The 18,350-nt window shown below is 72.2% G+C and carries 23 protein-coding genes; 15 read left to right on the top strand and 8 right to left on the bottom strand.

The annotated features are described in order from the left end of the window. Positions 1–11: 11 nt before the first annotated feature. The 5 genes from QSK21_RS00745 to QSK21_RS00725 are packed head-to-tail and all read left to right on the top strand — an operon-like array spanning position 12 to position 3,976. A complete protein-coding gene (locus QSK21_RS00745; RefSeq protein WP_285692730.1) occupies positions 12–563 on the top strand; it encodes a nuclear transport factor 2 family protein in 552 nt (183 codons plus the stop codon). Then, positions 560–2,038 carry an aldehyde dehydrogenase gene (locus QSK21_RS00740; protein ID WP_285692728.1) on the top strand — a complete coding sequence of 493 codons (1,479 nt, stop codon included), beginning with the start codon at positions 560–562 and terminating at the stop codon, positions 2,036–2,038. Before QSK21_RS00745 ends, QSK21_RS00740 begins: the two co-directional genes overlap by 4 nt. Further along, positions 2,035–2,772: an SDR family oxidoreductase gene (locus QSK21_RS00735; protein ID WP_285692726.1), complete on the top strand. Its 738-nt coding sequence runs from the start codon at positions 2,035–2,037 to the stop codon at positions 2,770–2,772. Before QSK21_RS00740 ends, QSK21_RS00735 begins: the two co-directional genes overlap by 4 nt. Next, entirely contained in the window at positions 2,769–3,611 is an 843-nt protein-coding gene (locus tag QSK21_RS00730) for an NAD(P)-dependent oxidoreductase (protein ID WP_285692724.1), read from the top strand. The genes QSK21_RS00735 and QSK21_RS00730 overlap by 4 nt, the downstream gene beginning before the upstream one ends. Next, the gene (locus tag QSK21_RS00725; RefSeq protein WP_285692722.1) at positions 3,608–3,976 is read left to right on the top strand and encodes a carboxymuconolactone decarboxylase family protein; all 369 of its coding nucleotides are present in this window, start codon (positions 3,608–3,610) and stop codon (positions 3,974–3,976) included. Before QSK21_RS00730 ends, QSK21_RS00725 begins: the two co-directional genes overlap by 4 nt. Here the strand turns inward: QSK21_RS00725 and QSK21_RS00720 are convergent. After that, positions 3,942–4,415, bottom strand: coding sequence for a hypothetical protein (locus QSK21_RS00720; RefSeq protein WP_285692719.1), 474 nt, complete (start codon positions 4,413–4,415; stop codon positions 3,942–3,944). The genes QSK21_RS00725 and QSK21_RS00720 overlap by 35 nt on opposite strands. A 105-nt stretch (positions 4,416–4,520) precedes the next feature. Between QSK21_RS00720 and QSK21_RS00715 the strand changes: the two genes are divergently transcribed. Together QSK21_RS00715 and QSK21_RS00710 are read left to right on the top strand one after the other, a co-directional pair. After that, positions 4,521–5,519 carry a GlxA family transcriptional regulator gene (locus QSK21_RS00715; RefSeq protein WP_285692718.1) on the top strand — a complete coding sequence of 333 codons (999 nt, stop codon included), beginning with the start codon at positions 4,521–4,523 and terminating at the stop codon, positions 5,517–5,519. A 108-nt stretch (positions 5,520–5,627) separates the two neighbouring features. Beyond that, entirely contained in the window at positions 5,628–6,197 is a 570-nt protein-coding gene (locus tag QSK21_RS00710) for a hypothetical protein (RefSeq protein WP_285692717.1), read from the top strand. Between the two features lie 40 nt (positions 6,198–6,237). Here the strand turns inward: QSK21_RS00710 and QSK21_RS00705 are convergent, their stop codons facing one another. Then, positions 6,238–7,110, bottom strand: coding sequence for an NAD(P)-dependent oxidoreductase (locus QSK21_RS00705; protein WP_285692715.1), 873 nt, complete (start codon positions 7,108–7,110; stop codon positions 6,238–6,240). Positions 7,111–7,176: 66 nt separating this feature from the next. Continuing rightward, a complete protein-coding gene (locus QSK21_RS00700) occupies positions 7,177–7,653 on the bottom strand; it encodes a MarR family winged helix-turn-helix transcriptional regulator (RefSeq protein WP_285692713.1) in 477 nt (158 codons plus the stop codon). Between the two features lie 51 nt (positions 7,654–7,704). Here QSK21_RS00700 and QSK21_RS00695 point away from each other — a divergent pair, with 51 nt between their 5' ends. The 5 genes from QSK21_RS00695 (at position 7,705) to QSK21_RS00675 (ending at position 11,305) form a co-directional block, all read left to right on the top strand. Beyond that, positions 7,705–8,118 carry a nuclear transport factor 2 family protein gene (locus tag QSK21_RS00695; protein ID WP_285692712.1) on the top strand — a complete coding sequence of 138 codons (414 nt, stop codon included), beginning with the start codon at positions 7,705–7,707 and terminating at the stop codon, positions 8,116–8,118. Between the two features lie 65 nt (positions 8,119–8,183). Then, positions 8,184–8,633 carry a helix-turn-helix transcriptional regulator gene (locus tag QSK21_RS00690; protein WP_285692709.1) on the top strand — a complete coding sequence of 150 codons (450 nt, stop codon included), beginning with the start codon at positions 8,184–8,186 and terminating at the stop codon, positions 8,631–8,633. Between the two features lie 5 nt (positions 8,634–8,638). Next, positions 8,639–9,052 (top strand): VOC family protein, encoded by a 414-nt coding sequence (locus tag QSK21_RS00685; protein ID WP_285692706.1) that lies wholly within the window; start codon positions 8,639–8,641, stop codon positions 9,050–9,052. A gap of 131 nt (positions 9,053–9,183) precedes the next feature. Next, on the top strand, positions 9,184–9,750 hold the full coding sequence (locus tag QSK21_RS00680; protein WP_285692704.1) for a hypothetical protein: 567 nt from the start codon (positions 9,184–9,186) through the stop codon (positions 9,748–9,750). Beyond that, the gene (locus QSK21_RS00675) at positions 9,743–11,305 is read left to right on the top strand and encodes a serine/threonine-protein kinase (RefSeq protein ID WP_285692703.1); all 1,563 of its coding nucleotides are present in this window, start codon (positions 9,743–9,745) and stop codon (positions 11,303–11,305) included. The genes QSK21_RS00680 and QSK21_RS00675 overlap by 8 nt, the downstream gene beginning before the upstream one ends. 13 nt (positions 11,306–11,318) lie before the next feature. On the opposite strand, the gene QSK21_RS00670 is transcribed toward QSK21_RS00675, so the two are convergent. After that, entirely contained in the window at positions 11,319–12,074 is a 756-nt protein-coding gene (locus QSK21_RS00670) for an SDR family oxidoreductase (protein ID WP_285692701.1), read from the bottom strand. A 49-nt stretch (positions 12,075–12,123) separates the two neighbouring features. Further along, positions 12,124–12,930: a type I methionyl aminopeptidase gene (gene map / locus QSK21_RS00665; protein WP_285692699.1), complete on the bottom strand. Its 807-nt coding sequence runs from the start codon at positions 12,928–12,930 to the stop codon at positions 12,124–12,126. Between the two features lie 87 nt (positions 12,931–13,017). Here map and QSK21_RS00660 point away from each other — a divergent pair, with 87 nt between their 5' ends. After that, a complete protein-coding gene (locus tag QSK21_RS00660) occupies positions 13,018–13,314 on the top strand; it encodes a helix-turn-helix transcriptional regulator (RefSeq protein ID WP_285692698.1) in 297 nt (98 codons plus the stop codon). Between the two features lie 183 nt (positions 13,315–13,497). Here the strand turns inward: QSK21_RS00660 and QSK21_RS00655 are convergent, their stop codons facing one another. Both QSK21_RS00655 and QSK21_RS00650 read right to left on the bottom strand, forming a co-directional pair. Continuing rightward, a complete protein-coding gene (locus tag QSK21_RS00655; protein ID WP_285692696.1) occupies positions 13,498–13,863 on the bottom strand; it encodes a DUF4180 domain-containing protein in 366 nt (121 codons plus the stop codon). Next, positions 13,853–14,314, bottom strand: coding sequence for a helix-turn-helix domain-containing protein (locus tag QSK21_RS00650; RefSeq protein WP_285692694.1), 462 nt, complete (start codon positions 14,312–14,314; stop codon positions 13,853–13,855). The genes QSK21_RS00655 and QSK21_RS00650 overlap by 11 nt, the downstream gene beginning before the upstream one ends. A 163-nt stretch (positions 14,315–14,477) precedes the next feature. On the opposite strand from QSK21_RS00650, the gene QSK21_RS00645 reads away from it, so the two are divergent. Beyond that, on the top strand, positions 14,478–16,832 hold the full coding sequence (locus QSK21_RS00645; RefSeq protein ID WP_285692692.1) for a penicillin acylase family protein: 2,355 nt from the start codon (positions 14,478–14,480) through the stop codon (positions 16,830–16,832). Positions 16,833–16,868: 36 nt separating this feature from the next. Here the strand turns inward: QSK21_RS00645 and QSK21_RS00640 are convergent, their stop codons facing one another. Further along, positions 16,869–17,483, bottom strand: coding sequence for a hypothetical protein (locus tag QSK21_RS00640; RefSeq protein ID WP_285692690.1), 615 nt, complete (start codon positions 17,481–17,483; stop codon positions 16,869–16,871). 101 nt (positions 17,484–17,584) lie between these two features. On the opposite strand from QSK21_RS00640, the gene QSK21_RS00635 reads away from it, so the two are divergent. Continuing rightward, on the top strand, positions 17,585–18,349 hold the full coding sequence (locus QSK21_RS00635; RefSeq protein WP_285692689.1) for an ABC transporter ATP-binding protein: 765 nt from the start codon (positions 17,585–17,587) through the stop codon (positions 18,347–18,349). Position 18,350: the final 1 nt, after the last annotated feature.

The raw sequence follows: 18,350 nt of genomic DNA, 5'->3' as shown, positions 1-18,350 counted from the left end.
AAGAGGCGAGCATGCCCGCTTTCCCGCGCGACGAACTGGACGAGATGGTGCGCCGCTGGCAGGAGGCCAACCGGCGCTGCGAAGAGGCCGGCGACTGGCGCCCGCTGGCCGAGTTCTACACCGAGGACGCCACCTACGGCTGGAACGTCGGCCCGGATCAGGACTTCATGGCGGTCGGCAGGGACCAGATCCGCGACCTTGCCCTGGGGTCGGAGATGGGCGGCCTGGACGGCTGGTCGTACCCGTACCAGCGCATCCTGGTCGACGACCGGCAGGGCGAGGTGGTCGGCTTCTGGAGGCAGATCGCCGACGCCCGGCGCCCGGACGGCTCCGCGTACGAGGTCGCCGGGATCGGCGGGAGCTGGTTCCGGTACGCGGGGGACTTCCGCTGGTCCTGGCAGCGGGACTGGTTCGACCTGGGCAACGTCACCGCGCTGTTCGTCGAGATGATGAAGGCGGGCGCGCTGTCGGACGGCATGAGACGCCGCCTGGACCGGGCCGCGTCCGGCGAGCCCGTCCCCGGCTACCACCGGCGGTCGCGGACACCGGTGCCCCTGTGGTGAGCGGGCCGCTGCTCGGGGCGTGGCGCGACCGCCCGTCCCCCATGCTGATCGACGGGGAGCTGATCTCCGGGAGGCGGGGGTTCCCGACCGCCGACCCGGCGACCGAGGACGTCCTGGGGGAGGCCACCGACGGCACCGCCGCCGACCTCGACCGCGCGATCGACGCCGCCCACCGCGCCTTCCACCGGACCGGCTGGGCCACCGACCACCGGCGGCGCGTCCACTGCCTGCGGCAGCTCAGGGACGCCCTGACCCGGCACGCCGGCGAGCTGCGCGAGCTGACCATCCGGGAGGCCGGCGTGCCGCGCTTCCTCACCTTCGGGGCGCAGCTCGACACGCCCGTGAGCGACCTCGGCTGGTTCGCCGACCTCGCCGAGAGGTACGACTGGACCCGCGACCTCGGCCGCGCCGAGCCGATGGGCATCCCCAGCGACCGCCGGGTGACGCGCGAACCGGCCGGGGTGGTCGCCGCGATCACCCCGTGGAACTTCCCGCACCAGATCACGCTCGCGAAGCTGGGGCCCGCGCTGGCGGCGGGCAACACGGTGGTGCTCAAGCCCGCCCCGGACACCCCGTGGTGCGCCGCGGCGCTGGGACGGATCATCGCGGAGGAGACGGACATCCCGCCCGGTGTCGTCAACATCGTCACCGGTGCCGACCACGCCCTGGGCGCGCGCCTGGTGGCCGACCCGCGGATCGACCTGATCTCCTTCACCGGCTCCACCGCCACGGGAAAGGCCGTCATGCGCGCGGCGGCCGAGAACCTGACCAGGGTGTTCCTGGAGCTGGGCGGCAAGTCGGCGTTCATCGTCCTGGACGACGCCGATCTGCGCGCCGCGTGCTCGTACGCCGCGTTCACCGCGGCCACCCACGCCGGGCAGGGCTGCGCGATCACCACCCGGCTGCTGGTGCCGCGCGCCCGGCACGACGAGGCCGTGGAGATCACCGCCCGCGCCCTGGCGCGGATCGGCGTCGGGGACCCCGGCGACGACGGCACGGTCTGCGGGCCGGTCATCTCGGCACGGCAGCGCGACCGGATCGAGGGGTATCTGGCGCTCGCCGTGAAGGAGGGCGGCGCGTTCGCCACCGGCGGCCGCCGCGCCGCCAGGGACAGGGGCCACTGGATCGAGCCGACGCTGATCAACGGGCTGACCAACGACGCGCGCACCGCCCGCGAGGAGATCTTCGGCCCGGTGCTGGTGATCCTCCCGCACGACGGCGACGACGACGCCGTGCGGATCGCCAACGACTCGCCGTACGGGCTGTCCGGCGCCGTGCACGGCGGCGACCGCGAGCGGGCGCGGGCGGTGGCGCGGCGGCTGCGCACCGGCACGGTCAGCGTCAACGGCGGGATCTGGTACGGCGCGGACGTGCCGTTCGGCGGCTACAAGCAGTCCGGCATCGGCCGCGAGATGGGCGTCGCCGGGTTCGAGGAGTACCTGGAGACCAAGTCGATCGCCGAAGGTGCGCCATGAGCCGTTTCGAGGGGAAGGTCGCGATCGTCACCGGCGCGGCGCAGGGCATCGGTGAGGCGTACGCCCGCGCCTTGGCCGCCGAGGGCGCGAGCGTGGTGGTCGCGGACGTCAGCGAGAAGGGCGCGGCGGTCGCCGACGCCATCGCGGGCCTGTACGTGCGGACCGACGTGTCCGACCCGGCGTCCGCCGAGGCCATGGCGGCGGCGGCCGTGGAGACCTACGGCGGGATCGACTACCTGGTCAACAACGCCGCCATCTTCGGCACGATGAAGCTGGACTTCCTCTTCACCGTGGACTGGGACTACTACAAGCGGTTCATGGCGGTGAACATGGACGGCGCCCTGCTGTGCGCCCGCGCCTGCCACGCCGCCATGGCCGAACGCGGCGGAGGCGCCATCGTCAACCAGTCCTCCACGGCCGCCTGGCAGTACTCCGGCTTCTACGGGCTCGCGAAGGTCGGCGTCAACGGCATCACCCAGCAGCTCGCGCACGAGCTGGGCTCGCTCGGCATCCGCGTCAACGCGATCGCGCCCGGCCCCATCGACACCGAGGCCAACCGGACGGTCGTCCCGGGGAACCTGTCGCAGAAGATCGTCCGCGACAGGATGGCGCTCAAGCGGATGGGCACGCCCGACGACCTGGTGGGCCTGTGCCTGTTCCTGCTGTCGGACGAGGCGTCCTGGATCACCGGCCAGATCTTCAACGTGGACGGGGGCGAGGTGTTCCGCGCATGACCTTCAAGTACGGCTTCATCGGGCTCGGGCAGATGGGCGCGCCGATGGCCGCGCACCTCGCCGGGCGCGGGCTGATCGTGTACGACGTCCGTCCCGAGGCGATGGCGGAGCTGGCCGCCAAGGGCGCGCGGACCGCGGCGAGGGTCGCGGACGTGGCGTCGGCGTCCGTCATCTCGGTGATGGTCCGCGACGACGCGCAGGTCGGCCAGGTCGCCGACGAGCTCCTTTCGGCCGCGGCGCCCGGCACCGTCGTCGCCGTCCACTCGACGATCCACGCCGATACCGCGACGGCCCTGGCGGAACGGGCCCGGCCGCACGGGGTGGAGATCGTCGACGCGCCCGTCAGCGGCGGGTTCATGGGCGCGGCCGAAGGCACGCTCGCGGTCATGGTCGGCGGCACCGAGACCGCGTTCGCGCGGGTGCAGGAGGTGTTCGGCGCGTGGGCCGACCTTGTGCTGCACGTCGGCCCCGTCGGCGCGGGCACCCGTACCAAGCTCGCCCGGAACCTGCTGCACTTCGCGGCCTTCTCGGCGGCGGCCGAGGCGCAGCGGCTCGCCGAGGCCGCCGGTGTCCCGCTGAGCATGCTGGGCCGGGTGGTACGCCACTCCGACGCCGTCACCGGCGGACCCGGCGCGATCATGATCAGGCGCACGACGGCGCCGCTGGAACCGGACGACCCGCTCCACGAGATCATGCGCGGTGTGCTGGCGCTGGGCGAGAAGGACCTGTCCCTGGCCATCGCGCTCGCCGACGAGCTGGGCGTCGAGGTCCCGCTGGCCCGCCTGGCGTACGAACGGCTCGCCGCCGACCTGGGAGTGGCGGAGGAGGCACCATCGTGACCAGCGAACGGCGGCGGCGCGGCCTGGAGAAGATGGCCGAGGTCTACGGCTGGAAGGTGGAGGACGGCCCCGGCGACTTCTTCGCCGTCACCGCCGACCATCTCTTCGCCGACATCTGGACGCGGCCGGGCCTGTCCATGCGCGACCGGCGGCTGCTGCTCATCGGCGCGCTCGCCGCCCAGGGCCTGAACGACGTCCTCGACATCCAGATCCCGGCCGCCCTCGGCAACGGCGAGCTGTCCCCGGACGAGCTCCGCGAGATCGGCATCTTCCTGACCCACTACATCGGCTGGCCGCTGGGCGCCAAACTCAGCGTCCAGATCGACACCCTCATCGCCCGCCAGGAGAAGGGACCGCCGTCCTGACCGGCTCCAGGGCGTTCACGTAGTCGACCAGGCGCACGCCGATCTCGAACGCGACATCGCCCTCCAGCTCGGGATCGAGCCACACCTCGGAGATCCGTCGCCAGGACGCGGGGCCGAGGAACACACCGGCGACGGCCTCGTCTCCGAGCCGCGGGCGCCACTCCTCCTCGGCCCTGGCCAGCCGGGCGAGGACCGCGTCGTTGTCGCGCTCGGCGCGGTGCTCGGCATGGAAGCCGATCTCCAGCGCCCGCACGCGCGCGGCGGTGACGATGTCGGCGCCGATGATCTGCGCCTCGTAGTGCTCGCGCTGCGGCCCGGGATCCCCGAACCACGCCTTGACCCCGTTCCGGCGTACCTGCACATGCAGCCGCCCCAAGTCAGGCGGTGCCGTCCCACGGACGACCTCACCGACCTGCTCGAAAAGCTTCCAGTCCTCCACCGTTTCACCCCAATGACGCCCGAGCGTAGCCGGTGGCCCCGACGCTCCGCACACGCGCCCGACGGTGCCCTTGCCGCGCGTGCGGGCGCGACCAAGGATGGCGAGATGAAGTCAGCGACAGACATGGATTCCCGCGCCGTGGTCATCGCCGTGTTCCCCGGGGTCCTGGGCCTGGACGTCGTGGGTCCCCTTGAGGTCTTCGCGTTGGCCAATCGCTTCGGGGCCGCTCCCGCGTACGCGACGTCCGTCGTCTCCCTGACCGGCGGAACGATCGTCGCCTCGTCCGGGTTGGCCATAGGCACCGAGCCTGCCACGAGTGTCACGGCTCCGCCCGACACCCTGGTCGTGGCCGGGGGTTACAGCTCAAGCCAGGCCGCCGCCGACCGTGACTTCATCGGCTGGTTGCGGCGCGTCGCCGGATCCGCGCGACGTGTCACGTCGGTCTGTAGCGGCGCGTTGCTGCTCGCCCGAGCGGGCCTGCTGGACGGACGCCGCGCGACGACGCATTGGTCGGTCTGCGGCAAGCTCGCGACGCACTATCCGTCGGTCGAGGTCGAGACCGGTCCCGTCTATGTCCGGGACGGGAAGGTGTGGACATCGGCGGGGGTCACCGCCGGCATGGACCTCGCGCTGGCACTCGTCGAGCACGACCACGGCGCCGACCTGGCCTTGACGGTGGCTCGTGAGCTGGTCATGTTCGTCCACAGGCCGGGCGGGTTCCCGCAGCTCAGCGTGCAGCTCGAAGTGCGGCGGCCGGAGAGCGCGCGTCTCCGCGAGATCCTGGCGTTCATCGCCCGGTGCCCCGACGCCGATCTGTCGGTGCCGGCGCTGGCCCGCCGCTGCGCGATGAGCGTGCGGACGTTCGGCCGGGTCTTCCGTCAGCAGACCGGGACCACGCCCGGGGCGTTCGTCCGGGCGAGCCGGGTCGAGGCCGCGCGGCGGCTGATCCAGACAAGCGACGCCACTTTCGAGGAGATCGCCCGGACCTGCGGGTTCGGCACCGTCGAGACGATGCATCGCACGTTCCAGCGCACGGTCGGGACGACCCCGGGCCGGTTCAGGCCGCAGCGGGAACCCGAGCGTGCCGCAACGGCCGGTCCGTGAGGGCGCCGATCGAGCCGCCGCGCCCGGAACGGACAGTTTCCTGACGAATTCGGTCACCTGTTCGGGACGGGCTGGACACCCACCCCGGCGGCCAGCATCTTCGCGAGCATGAACACCGCTAGAGGCGAGGCGACGGCCGACGCGTCCGGCCGGCCCGCGATCCTGCATCGCTGGCCGAGCGCGGTCGGGCTGGCCGCGGCCGTTGGGTCCCTTGCGACCGGGGTGGAACGCAAGGCCGTCGCGGTCACGATATGCGTGGCGGCCCTGTGCTACCTCGGTGCCGCCGCGTTGGACAAGCCGTGGGTCGCGTGGGCGGCAATCCCCGGCGGCAGCCTGGTCGTGGTCGTCAGCGAGGTGATCGGCCTGGTGTGGTGGGCGGGCATCGGGATCGCCGCGCTCGCCCTGATCGCGATCGGGCTCCTCACCAAGGTCTCCCGGCCACCGCTCACCGCCCAGACGCTGGCTCTCATCGGCTTCGGCGCCCTCGCCGTCGTCGGCGTGTACGTGGCTCCCCGCGCCGGCTTGGCGCTGGCCGGTGTCGCCTTGGCGTCCCACAGCGTGTGGGACGTGATCCACTACCGGCGTGACCAGGTGGTGCCTCGTTCCCTGGCGGAATTCTGTGTCCTCCTGGACGTCCCGCTGGGCGCCGGAGCCGTCATTCTCGCGATCCTCGATTGATTGTCGGGCGTCCGTCTGACCACGGCGGTGCCTGGCCTGCTCAGGTCGTGCCCTCTTCCAGGACGGCGTACACGGAGGCGGTGTCCTGGGCGCCGCGGCCTTCGGCGAGGGCGGCCTTGTAGATGTCGGCGCTGGCGTCGAAGAGCGGGGTGGGGGAGCCGAGGCCGGCCGCATAGGCCGCGATGATCTCAAGGTCCTTGGCGAAGAGGTCGAGCCGCATGGTGGCGTCGTCGTAGTCGCCCGACGCCATCATCGGGCCTCGGACCTGGAACATCCGCGAGGAGCCCGCGCCGTCGCCGACCGCGCGCAGGGTGAGGTCGGGGTCGAGCCCGGCGGCGCGGGCCAGCAGCAGCGCCTCGGCCGTGGCGACGTTGTGGACGGCCACCAGCAGGTTCGCGACGATCTTCAGCCGGGTGCCGTTGCCGAACCGACCTGCGTCGTGCCGTCCGCGGGAGAAGGCGTCCAGCACGGGAGCGGCGCGTTCCTTGGCCGTCTCGTCGTCGCCGCTGACATAGACCACCAGGTCCTTCTCGCGCGCCTGCGCGCCGGTGCCGCTCAGCGGGCAGTCCAGCAGGACGGCCCCGCACCCGGCCAGCGCGTCGCGTGCCCTGAGCTTGGTGTCGAGCGGCAGCGTGCTGGTCTCGACGACGATCAGGCCGGGCTCGGCGGTGGACGCGATCCCCTGCACCGCGTCCTTCAGGGCGGCCTTGCCGGGGAGCGATGTCACGATCACGTCCGAGCCCGAGGCCACCTCGGCGGCGGACGCGGCGGCCCTCCCGCCGCTTTCGGCGTGCCGCCGCAGTGCCTCCTCGTCGATGTCGTACCCGGTGACGGTGAAACCCGCCGCCAGCAGATGGGAGCTCATCGCCGAGCCCATCACCCCGAGGCCGATCATCCCGACGCGAGGCCGCATCCGCGTCCCCTCCCTGTGCCAGCCGTCCGCAGGATGGACACTTGTCCGGTCAGTCTAGTCACGGGGTCAGCGCGGGGGCCGGACGCGGCGGAGCCGGATCGGCTCGGTGCCGCCGAGCGCGTCCAGCAGGTCGATCAGGACGGCCCGGGTCACCTCGACGCGGTCGTCACCGAGGCGGGCGCGGGCCAGGTCGTCCAGGCCGGCGCGGAAGCGGCGCGCGGCGGCGTCCGCCTCCTCGCCCCTGCGGGTCAGGCGAACCCGGCGGATCCGGCCGTCGCGGGCGTCGGCCACGCGCTCCAGATAACCGAGACCCTCCAGCTCGGCGACGGTCTTGGAGACGGCCTGCTGGGTGAGCCGCATCCGTTCGGCCAGCTCCCCGACGGTCGGCTCCTCCTCGATCAGGTGCTGGAACAGGTAGCCGTGCGCGAAGCGGAGGCCGGTGAGGCCGGCGGCGTCCAGGTCCGCCTGGACGCGCGCCGCCGCCGCCTGGCCCACGAACAGCGCGAGGCTGCCGAGGTCGAGGTGCCGCGGGTCGACGGGCATGCCGGCCATGGTGCATTGCACAACCATAGTTGTGCAACTATGGTTGTGGATATGACGCGGGAACATCCCAACATCACCCTGGCCCGGCGTTACCACGAGGCCGTGTCGGCGGGGCCCAGCGATGACGAGCTGGCCGAGTTCCTCGCCGCCGATGTCGTCCACCGCGAGATGCCCAACGCCCTCTTCCCTCACGGCGCCGAACGCGACCTGGCCGCCATGCGGGAGGCGGGCCGCCGTGGACGCGAAGCCCTCGCCCGCCAGCGCTTCGAGGTGCTCAACGCGGTCGCCGCCGGCGATCAGGTGGCCCTTGAGGTCCTCTGGGAGGGCACCCTCGCCGTGCCGTACGGCGCGCTGCCCGCCGGGCACACGCTCCGCGCCCACATCGCGACCTTCCTCCGCGTCCGTGACGGCAAGATCGTCGAACAGCGCAACTATGACTGCTACGAGCCTCCGGACCCCGCCTGACACCGGGCCGCCCGGCCTACCGGAGGCGTGTCAGCGCAGGTTGAGCGCGTTGTTACGATGGGCCGGTGTCCAGCGATCCCGTTTCGTCCCGGCGGCTGCGCGACCTCGCGCGGCTGCGCCGCGTCCGCGACCGGATCGACCGGGAGTACGCGCAGCCGCTGGACGTCGAGGCGCTCGCCCGCGGGGTGCACATGTCGGCCGGGCACCTCAGCCGCGAGTTCCGCCGCGCCTACGGGGAGTCGCCCTACGGCTACCTGATGACGCGGCGCATCGAGCGGGCGATGGCGCTGCTGCGCCGCGGCGACCTCAGCGTCACCGAGGTCTGCTTCGAGGTCGGCTGTTCTTCCCTCGGCACGTTCAGCACCCGCTTCACCGAGCTGGTCGGCGTCCCGCCCAGCGTCTACCGGCGCCGGGCGGCGGGCGCGACGAAGGGGATGCCCTCCTGCGTGGCGAAGCAGGTGACCCGGCCGGTCAGGAATCGAGAAGCCCCGGTGGTGCGGCCGCGGCTAGCGTGACCGCCATGGACATCACGATCCACTCCAGCTTCCTCCCGCACGACGACCCGGACGCCTCCCTGGCCTTCTACCGCGACACCCTCGGCTTCGAGGTGCGCGCCGACGTCGGCTACGACGGCTACCGCTGGATCACGGTCGGACCGCCGGGCCAGCCCGACACGGCCATCGTGCTCCAGCCGCCGGCGCCCCCGGGCGGCGGCATCACCGAGGACGAGCAGCGCGTCATCGCCGAGATGATGGCCAAGGGCACCTACGCCGGTGTCAACCTGGCCACCACCGACCTCGACGGCACCTTCGAACGGATCGAGGCCGGGGGAGCCGAGATCGTCCAGGAGCCGGTCGAGCAGCCCTACGGCGTCCGTGACTGCGCCGTCCGCGACCCCGCGGGCAACCTGATCCGCATCCAGGAGAAGCGCTGAGGCGCCGCGCGGCCGTTTGGTTCTCCACGGAACGTGGCCGATTGTGGGCACAACCCGGTCGCGGCACCCCGCATCTTCTCTCGTGACCGCCACGCCCGAGCGGTGGGCGGGCACGTTACGGGGGGAGTGTTATGCGACGCTCATTGCTGGTCGGCGCGGCACTGACGGCGCTTCTGGGTGCCGGCTGCGCCGCCGATCCGCAGCCGCGGCGGGACGGAGGCGGCACCGAGCGGTTCACGGGTTTCGCGGGGGTCGTCGAGGAGACCGGGAACTACCTCGCGATCGCGGTGCTGGGCGAGCGGGTCCGCATGTTCGTGTGCGACAACGCGGACGAGGTGTGGCTCGAAGGCTCGGCGGCCAAGGACGGCATGGTGACGCTGAAGGCAGGGGGCAATAAGCGGGTCGGCTTCTTCAACACCCAGCAGGGCGTCGGCACGTTCTGGATCGGGGGCAGGCTGCGGTCGTTCAAGGCCGCCCCGGTCGACAAGCCCGCCGGGCTGTACCGGGCGCAGTCGCCGAACCGGAACCTGGTCGGCGGCTGGGTGGTCCTGCCGAACGGCGACCAGGTCGGGGCCGTGACGCTCGACGGCGTCAACCAGCCCGCGCCGCGCATCGACCCCGGGAAGGACACGGTGACGGTCGCGGGCGAACGGCTAGCGCTCAAGGCGGGCGACGAGCAGTTGTCCTCCGGTGGCTGAGCACATCGGGCCGTACCGGCTGGAACGGGTGCTGGGAAGCGGCGGCATGGGCGTGGTCCATCTCGCCCGCGACCCCGGCGGCAGGCGGGTCGCGCTGAAGGTCATGCACCCGCAGTGGAGCGCGCTGCCGGAGTTCCGGGCCCGGTTCCGGGACGAGGCCGAGGCGGCGCGGCGGGTGGCGCGGTTCTGCACGGCCGCGGTGCTGGACGCCTCGTTCGGCGAGCCGTCCTACCTGGTCACCGAGTACATCGAGGGCAGGACGCTGGCGGCGGTGCTCGCCGCGGACGGCGTCCTGGAGGGCGGCAGCCTGGAGTCGGTCGCGGTCGGGACCGCCGTGGCGCTCGGCGCGATCCACAACGCCGGCATCGTCCACCGCGACCTGAAGCCGGGCAACATCATCCTGTCGCCGTACGGCCCGAAGGTCATCGACTTCGGCATCGCGCAGATCGAGGACACCGAGGGCCGGACGGGGCCGGTCGTGTTCGGCACGCCCACCGTCATCGCGCCGGAGCGCTACCTGGGCCGGCGGGCGACCCCGGCCTCGGACGTCTACTCCTGGGGCTGTGTCGTCGCGTACGCGGGCACGGGACGCTGGCCGTTCGGCTCGGGGCGCCGCGACGCGGACCGGTTCCGGAACCTGGACGCCCCGCCCGCGCTCGACGGCCTGGACGCGAGGCTCTCCCCTCTCGTCCGGCGCGCCCTGTCAGCGGACCCGGACGAGCGTCCCACGGTGCCCGAGCTCCTGGAGGCGATGACCGGCTCGGGCCTCCGGCTCACCCGGCACATCCCCGTGCCCGATCTCGCACGGGCCGTTCAGCCGCACGAGGCGCCGACCGGACCGGGACCCGAGCCGAAGTTGCGGCCGGAACCGCGTCGTCGTCGGCGTGGCCGTGTGGTGGCCGTTCTGACCGCTCTGGGAGCGGCGGCGGTGGCCGCCGTCGCCGCCACCGTCATGCTGATGCCGTCCTCCGGTGACCGGCTCGTACGGGACGACGATTTCAGCGGCCGGTACTGGTGGCCCGAGGGGCGGTACACCCAGCCGGTCGACGCGTCGGCCGAACTGGCCGGTGGACGCTACCGCCTGACGGTGAGCAACCCGTCGCGCCGGCCGGACCAGGGCGGCATCCCCGCGTCGGCCAATGTCGACACCTCCCGCCATGCCGACCTCCTCGTGACCGCGAAGGTCGCCGGGACGGGCGCGTACGGCGTCTGGTGCCGTGGCACGCCGGCCTACCGGCCGCTCGCGAAGTACGAGTTCTACGCGACGGACACGGGGCGGGCGGCCATCGTGAAAAGGGACGCGACCGGTCAGGGCACTGAGCTGTGGGCGTTCCGCCGCGCCTTCGCTCCCACCGCCGTCACTATCGTCGGCGCCCGCTGCCGGAGTGAGGGCGGCGGCGTCCGCCTCAGCCTCACCGTCAACGGCAGGCACGTGGCCACGGTCACCGACACCTCCGCGCCACTGGGGCCGGGTGCCGTGGGCGTCGTCGCGTACGCGCGGGACGTGCCCCAGGCGACCGCCGACTTCGACGCCTTCAGGGTGGAGATCCCCTAGCCGCCGGAGATCCTCAGCCGCCCGTCCCGGTGCGGCCCGGCCAGTCGTCGTACCTGATGGAGCCGGTGAGCGCGCCCTCCACGGGTACGAGGTCCCGTTCGCCCACTTCCGAGCCGAAGTAGGGCGCGTGCGGGTCGGCGACCACCTCGCGGCGGTCGTTCCGGTCGGCCAGGGCGTGCCGGAAGAACTCGTCCATCCGGAACCGCTCGGGCCCGGCGATCTCGATCCTGCCGTTCAGCGGCGGGCCCACCGCCACCTCGGCGAGCCGCTGGGCGACGTCGGCGGCCGCGATGGGCTGGTATTGCACGGGCGGTATCCGCACCGTGCCGTCCTGCGAGGCGACGTCGGCGATGCTGCCGGTGAACTCGAAGAACTGGGTGGCGTGCACGATCGAGTACGGGATCGGCCCGTCCTCGATCAGCTGTTCCTGCGCCTTCTTCGCCCGGAAGTAGTCGTTGTCGGGGCGCCGCCCGGTCCCCACCACCGACAGCGCGACGTGGTGGCCGACGCCCGCCGCCTCCTCGGCCTCCAGCAGGTTCCGGGTGGAGGTCCGGAAGAACTCCATGACCGCGGCGGCCTCGAAGGACGGGGCGTTCGACACGTCGACCACCACGGACGCGCCGTCCATGACCTCGGGGAGTCCCCGGCCGGTGAGGGTGTCGACGCCGGTGCTCGGCGACGCCGGCACCGCCTCGTGGCCCCGTTCGGCGAGCCGGTCGACGAGCTTGGAGCCGATCAGGCCGCTGCCACCAATGATCACGATCTTCATGGTGGGTCTGTCCCCGGAGCCCCGGGCGGCTAACGTGGCGCGATCGGGCCTACCGAAGCCGCGACACGGCTTGGTGAGATCTTTGGCGGTCCGGCAGGGTGAGGATCTCGGCCCCGTCGTCGGTGATGGCGATCGTGTGCTCGCTGTGCGCGGTGCGGCAGCCCGTCGCGCTCCGCAGCGTCCAGCCGTCGGCGTCGGTGACGAGCTCGGCGGTGTCCGCCATGACCCAGGGCTCCAAGGCCAGCAGCAGCCCGGGACGCAGCCTGTATCCGCGTCCGGGCCGTCCCGCGTTCGGGACGTGCGGGTCCTGGTGCATGGTCGATCCGACGCCGTGACCTCCGAAGTCGGTGCTGACCGGGTATCCAGCCTCGCTGAGCACCGAGCCGATGGCATGGGAGAGGTCGCCGACGCGGGCCCCCGGCCCGGCCGCGGCGATGCCCGCGCTCAGCGCGCGCTCGGTCGCCTCGATCAACGCGATGCTCTCCTCGGGTCTGGAGTCGCCCACGATGAAGCTGATGGCGGAGTCGGCGACGACTCCGCCCTTGGAGACGGCGAGGTCGAGCGACAGCAGGTCGCCGTCGGCGAGCGTGTAGTCGTGGGGCCTGCCGTGCAGCACGGCGTCGTTGACCGACGTGCAGATGTAGTGGCCGAAGGGCCCGCGGCCGAAGGACGGCTCGTAGTCGACATAGGAGGACTGCGCCCCGGCCTCGATGATCATGGACTTGGCCCACCGGTCGATGTCCAGGAGGTTCGTCCCGGGCACGCTCCGGTCCTTCAGGGTGTGCAGGATGTCGGCGACCAGGGCGCCGGTCTCCCGCGCTCGGGCCACTTCGGTGGGGGTGAGGATCTCGATCATCCGGCGCCTTCCTCGGACACGTCACGACGAGCCACTATGAGCCAATAACTATCCCGGCCATACTATCCCGGTATTAGAATCGGTCCCATGGTCAGGTTGCCGCTCACCCCGGAAGAGATCGAACGTGGACGGCGCCTGGGCGCGCTTCTGCGGCGGGCCAGGGGGGAGAGGTCGATGCTCGCGACCGCGCTGGACGCCGGCGTCTCGCCGGAGACCCTTCGGAAGATCGAGTCCGGTCGTGTGGCCACCCCCGCCTTTCCGACCATCGCCGCGATCGCCGCCGTCCTCGGCCTCTCCCTCGACGCGGTGTGGTCGGAGATCAGCCGGCCGGACGGCGAGGCCGGGCACGCGGACCGCGGCGCGGGTGAGCGGCTGGCCTCGTGACGCGGCGGCGTCCGGGTGGAGCCGGTCGGGCCGCGGCAGCTCGGCGGAGTCGGTTTCGCCGTAGAGTTCGCGGCCGGTGAAATAGCGCAGAACGGGGTCCTGCGCCGCCCGCCAGCAGGTCCGGCAGATCCACCTGGAGGGCCTGCGCGAGCTGGAGGCCGTGCGCGGCGACCGGTACTGGGTCTACGACGGCGCGTGATCGCCACCGCCCAGCCGCTTCCTGAGCTGTGCGAGGTCGTCGACGAACCACAAGGCCCGTCCGCGGTTGCTCTCGCGGACGAGGTCGCCGAGCGCGGAGCTCTCCGCCACCTGCTCGGAGATGTCGCCCACGATCGCCAGCCCGACCTTGTACTGGACGAACTTCTGCGCGATCTCCCCGGCCACCCGCGTGCGGAGGCGGAAGAAGTCCGGATCGAGCCGCTCGACGGGGAGCGCCACCCAGACGGCCCCCGCCGCGAACGCCTCGCCGAGCAGGTCGAGCGCGTCCTGGGTGCTCCGGACGGCGGGTCCTTCGGCGGGGCAGACGAGGACGGGCACCTCACCGGTCATGACGGTTCCCCCGCAGATCTTCGATCATGGCGCTGAGCAGCCGGAGCGCCTCCGCCACCGGCCGGGGCCCGCCCAGCACGATGATCTTCAGCGCGGCCCGTTCCTCGTCGTACACCGACTCGGTGTGCAGCCGTTCGCCGTCCCGCGCCGACGCGGTCACCGCCGCACCCAGCACGACGCTGAGGCGATGCACCAGATCCGGGGACGCCGCGTCCACCTGGACGATCGCGGTGGCCTCCGCCCGCCGGACGCGGCGCGCGCTCTCTCGCGCGGTGGCTCCCACGGGACGCCCGGTGAACGCCGCGAGGTCGTCGGCGGCGATCCGGTACCGCTTCCCGATCCGCGTCGCCTTCAGCCTCCCGTCCCGCACGTAACCCCGGACGGTCTTCACATGCAGCCCGAGCAGCTCGGCCACTTCCTCCACGTTGTAGAGCCGTGGATTCCCCGTCACTCTCTATCCTTCCCTATGGATCCCTAGAGAGTATCAACAGGAGAACGACAGAGAAGGTTGGTGGTGGATACATCCGATATATGGCGTAGGGGTGGCCTGCGGCTCTTGTCATGGGACGGGTTATGTGTCACTTTTGCGGGGCTTCTGTGATCAAGGAGGGGGTATGCCCCGTACCCGTGTACGCCGCCTGGGAGTCGTGGCCGTCCTGCTGGCCGCCGGTCTGGCGCCCGTCACCGCGCCGCCCGCGCACGCCGGGGGCGTGTATGGCGGGAAGGGCCTGTCGGCGACGATCCGCTACACCCGGTACGGCATCCCGCACATCGTCGCCCGCGACTATGCGGGCCTCGGTTTCGGTACGGGGTACGCGGCGGCCAGGGACAACGTGTGCCTGCTCGCCCAGGGCGTGGTCACGCTACGCGGGGAGCGCTCCCGCTACTTCGGGCCCGAGGCCGCGCCCGACCAGTCGTTGTCCTCCGCGACCACCAACCTGGCCAGCGACCTGTTCTTCGCCGAGATCAACCGGAGCCGGACGGTCGAGCGGCTGCTGAGCAGGCCCGCGCCGTACGGACCGAGCCGCGAGGTGCGGGAGCTGAGCCGGGGCTGGGCGGCGGGCTACAACACGTACCTGCGCGAGGGGAAGATCACCGACCCGGCGTGCAAGGGCGCCCCGTGGCTGCGCCCCATCACCGAGCTGGACGTGCACAGACGCGGGTACGCGCTGGCGATGCTCGGCGGCTCGGGCCTGGCGGTCGACCAGATGGCCGCGGCCAGGCCGCCCACGGGCGCCGCCCGGTCCGCCGCCCCCGACCCGGGGAGGATCGCCGAGGCGGTGCGCGGCCTCAAGGCCGGTGCCGACATGGGCAGCAACGCCATCGCCGTAGGGAAGGGCGCCAGCGCGAACGGGCGCGGCCTCCTGCTCGGAAACCCGCACTATCCCTGGCACACCGGCCGCCGCTTCTGGCAGATGCAGCAGACCATCCCCGGCAAGCTGAACGTGAGCGGCGGCGCCCTCCTGGGCTCGGTGTCGGTGTCGATCGGGCACAACGCCACGTTCGCGTGGAGCCACACGGTGGCCACCGGCACCCCGTTCTCGCTCACCCAGCTTCAGCTCGTCCCCGGTGACCCGACCGCCTACCTGGTGGACGGCCGCGCGGAGAAGATGGTGCAGCGCCGGGTGACCGTCCAGGCCAGGCAGCCGGACGGATCGGTCCGTCCCGTCACCGGGACGCAGTGGCGCACCCGGTACGGTCCGGTCGTCACCGCCATCGGCTCGGTCCAGCTCCCGTGGACGGCGTCGACCGCGTTCGCGTTCAACGATCCGAACGCCTCCAACCTGCGCATCGCCAACACCTCGTTCGAGCTGGGCAGGTCCCGTACCACCGACGACGCCCTGCGCGCGCTCAAGCGCACCCAGGGCCTCCCGTGGGTCAACACCATCGCGGCGGACTCGCGCGGCAACGCCCTCTACACCCAGTTCCAGGTGCTGCCCAACATCACCAACGAGTTCGCGGCCCGCTGCAACACGCCACTGGGCCAGGCCGTGTTCGCGTCGGCCGGCGTGGCGATCCTGGACGGCTCCAAGTCGTCCTGCACGCCGGGCAAGGCCCCCGGTGCGTTGCAGACGGGCATCCTGGCGCCGGACCGCTACCCCGTTCTGAAGCGCTCCGACTACGTCACCAATTCCAATGACAGCCATTGGCTGACCAACCCCGGGCGGCCGCTGGAGGGCTTCGACCGCATTCTCGGGACGGAACGCACCGCCCGTTCGCTGCGTACCCGTAGCGGCCTCGTCGCCGTCGAGGACCAGCTAAGGAAAGGCCGCTTCACCCGCGCGTCCATGCAGGAGCTGGTGTTCGCGAACCGCAACCACGCGGGCGAGCTGGCCGCCGCGGACACCGTCGCGCTGTGCCGGGCGATGAACCTCGGCGAGCCTTGCGAGATCCTGGCGCGCTGGGACCGTACGGCCGATGTCGGCAGCAAGGGCGCCCTGCTGTTCGACCGCTACTGGCGCGCGGCGGCCCGGGCGCCCGACCTGTGGCGCGTGCCGTTCGACGTGTCCGATCCGGTGCGCACGCCGCGCGGCCTGAACACCGACTCGCCCACCGTGCGCGCGGCCCTCACGGGCGCGATCGCGGAGCTGAGGGGGTCGGGGATCCCGCTGGACGCCCCGTTGGGCCAGTACCAGTACGTGACCCGCAACGGCGAGCGGATCCCGATCGGCGGCGGTACGGAGTCGCAGGGCGTCCTCAACAAGATCGAGGCGCCCTGGACGCCCGGCGCGGGGTACACCGAGGTGCAGCACGGCTCCAGCTACGTCCAGGTGGTGACGTTCGGCCACGGTCCCTGCCCGGACGCGCGCACGCTGCTGACCTACTCGCAGTCGGCCGACAGCACCTCGCCGCACTACGCCGACCAGACCCGCCTGTTCTCCCGCAATCAATGGGTGCGGGCACCGTTCTGCGAGGACGACATCAGGAGGGACCCGGCCCTCACGGTGATCCACCTTCGCGTCAGGTGAACGAGGTGAGGCCGGTGCCGCGCGTCGCGGCGGAGGTCAGAGGGCGTTCAGCAGGACGGTGATCACCAGGCCGGTCAGCGCGGCCAGGAAGACGATCGCCGCCCAGCGGAGCGCGCGCACGGACGCCCGCAGGCGCCGGTACCGCCTCCGGTGCTGCCGGATCACGATCCACAGCTCGACCTGGGCGGCCTCCACGCGGCCCGCCTGATCCTGCGCCGCCATGGCCGCCTGGAACTGCTGGAACGTGGACAGCCGGGCGACGGTGTCGCTGCCGTTGAAGAACAGCCCGGTGGGCATCGTCCCCGCGTCCGGGAAGAGGTCGCGGCTGCCCTTCAGCGCCACCAGCACGCCGGACGCGTGGACGACCGAGAGCACCACCAGGCTCACGCTGGCGAGCAGCCCGATGCCGAACACCGGGGCGGCCTCCGGGCCGAGCCGTTCCCTGGGCACGTTGAGGATCTGCGACAGGATCACCGCGTTGCCGGCGGACAGGATGGCCCCGGCGCTCAGCACCACGGACGCGCGCGTGGCGGTGGAGGCGCGGAGCCGGTCGTACCGATCGAGATGCCACTTGATCAGGTCGAGGGTCACGGCGTCCGTGCTCCGCGGCGGACCCGGCTGCTGGATCGGCTGCTGAATCGGCTCTCTCACACCCTGACCGTAGGTCCGGCGACGGCGTCTGTCAGGAGCCCCCGGCGCTGGTATCGGCTGATATAGTCTCATCTGAGACTATCTCTAATAGGGAGACTTTTATGCCTGAGCTGACCCGTGCCCAGGGGGTGGAGGCCGCGACCGAGGAGGTCATGGTCGCCACCGCCCTGGTCAAGGTCTACGGTTCCGGTGACGGCGCGGTGACCGCGCTGCGCGGCGTCTCGGCGGCGTTCACGCGGGGGCGGTTCACCGCGATCATGGGGCCGTCCGGGTCGGGGAAATCGACCTTCCTGCACTGCCTGGCCGGGCTCGACACGGTGACGTCCGGCAGCGTCGTCCTCGGCGGCATCGACCTCACCGGCCTGTCCCGCACCCGGCGCACCGAGCTGCGCCGCGACCGGATGGGCTTCGTCTTCCAGTCGTTCAACCTGCTGCCTATGCTGACCGCCGAAGAGAACATCCTGCTCACCGGGCGGCTGGCGGGCCGCGGCGTGGACCGGCGGTGGTTCAACACGATCGTGGACGCGCTCGGGCTGCGCGAGCGGCTCGGGCACCGTCCCGCCCAGCTCTCCGGCGGTCAGCAGCAGCGGGTCGCGGTGGCGCGGGCCCTGCTGACCAGGCCGGAGGTGCTGTTCGCCGACGAGCCGACCGGCAACCTCGACTCCCGCTCCGGCGCCGAGGTGCTGGGCTTCCTGCGCTCGGCCGTCGACTCCTACCGGCAGACGGTGATCATGGTGACGCACGACCCGAAAGCCGCCGCGCACGCCGACCGGGTGCTGTTCCTGGCGGACGGGGTGATCGCGGACGAGCTGACCGCGCCCACCCCCGACGCCGTGCACGCCCGCATGCGTAGGCTGGAGGGCTGAC

It is taken from the genome of Actinomadura sp. NBRC 104412 (assembly GCF_030269515.1).
Classification (GTDB): domain Bacteria; phylum Actinomycetota; class Actinomycetes; order Streptosporangiales; family Streptosporangiaceae; genus Spirillospora.
The sequence above is the reverse complement of the archived record's forward strand: the minus strand, read 5'-3'. Positions and strand labels throughout refer to the sequence as shown.